Source organism: Vibrio sp. 10N.222.49.C12 (assembly GCF_041475025.1).
GTDB classification, from domain to species: domain Bacteria; phylum Pseudomonadota; class Gammaproteobacteria; order Enterobacterales; family Vibrionaceae; genus Vibrio; species Vibrio crassostreae_C.
Genome location: NZ_JBFRVF010000052.1, coordinates 1 through 1,412, shown reverse-complemented (window position 1 = coordinate 1,412; position 1,412 = coordinate 1). Strand labels below are relative to the sequence as shown.

Below are 1,412 nucleotides of genomic sequence, written 5' to 3'. Positions count from 1 at the left end.
TAATGCCGATCAGTTAAAGCCAAAGCGATCGGTTGAAGGATCCTTCAGAGCTGTCAAAATCCAAGTGTATTTAATGCACTTGGATTTTTTTATGGATGTTTCTCAAGCTCTAAACATAATTAATGATTGGAAACCTAGCAGCGTTGAGACTTTGTCTGACTTGCTTCCAATTGAACTCATCGACGAAGCCTATTCTCTTACTGATACTGTCACGATGAGAAAGAGGAAATTAACTTTAGAATCCATGGTGTGGCTGCTTGTTGGAATGGCTATCTATAACAGTAAATCCATGAAAGATTTAGTGAACCAACTTGATATTGTCGACCGTACAGGTAAAGCTTTTGTCGCACCGAGTGCGTTAACTCAACGTCGAAAGACGTTGGGTGAAGACGCAATTAAAGCGGTCTTTGAGCGAATGACTACGTCATGGTTAAACAGTGCAAAGTTACCCCAATGGAATGGATTAACGCTGCTTGGCGTCGATGGCGTTGTTTGGCGAACGCCCGATAACCCGCAAAATGAAAAGGCATTTTCTCGACAAAAAGGGACGCAATATCCGCAAGTGAGAATGGTCTGCCAAATGGAACTAAGCAGTCACATTATTACGGCCAGTGCATTTGATAATTACAATACAAACGAAATGATATTAGCTGAAAAACTAATAGAAACAACACCAAACCATAGCGTAACAATGTTCGATAAGGGGTTCTATTCTTTAGGTTTATTACATAAATGGCAAGACTCTGGCTCAGAGCGCCATTGGCTTATCCCCCTCAAGAAAAATACACAATATGACATTGTTCAATCTTTAGGGCGAAATGACAAACTTGTTCAATTACACAGTAATCCAAGAGCTAGAAAGCTATGGCCTGATTTACCAAAGTCGATAACCGCTCGACTTGTCACTCGTAAAATTAAAGGAAAAGACTACCAAGTATTAACCTCCATGACGGACTCCCTGCGTTACCCATCAAAAGATATTGCAGGCCTTTATGAGCATCGTTGGGAAATAGAGCTGGGCTACCGAGAGCAAAAACAATACATGCTTGGAAACCGTCTTACGCTGCGAAGTCGTTTACCAGAGCTGGTCAAGCAGGAGTTATGGGGCATCTTGCTTACTTACAATTTAATCCGATATCAGATGGTCGAGCTCTGCTTCAATTTAAAGGGAAATTACCTTCCTTATCAACTGAGTTTTAACGGCACGTTAGCTCATGTATCAGCGTTACTTGTAGGCTTACCTTATTCAACACCAGGCGCAATACCTCGTCAGCTAAAGGGGTTCCACAACATGGCTGAAAGCTTAATACTTGAAGGGCGAAGGGAAAGGACATTCCCTAGAAGAGTTAAACCCAGACCACAACGGTATGCTAAGAACAAAAATGCCGTTCACTCTTAAGTGAACGGCATTA

The 1,412-nt window shown here is 41.8% G+C and carries 1 protein-coding gene; it reads left to right on the top strand.

Annotation, left to right across the window (positions count from 1 at the left end; translation table 11 throughout):
- Positions 1–91 precede the first annotated feature (91 nt).
- Positions 92–1,399 (top strand): IS4 family transposase, encoded by a 1,308-nt coding sequence (locus tag AB4583_RS16000; RefSeq protein ID WP_029235596.1) that lies wholly within the window; start codon positions 92–94, stop codon positions 1,397–1,399.
- Positions 1,400–1,412: the final 13 nt, after the last annotated feature.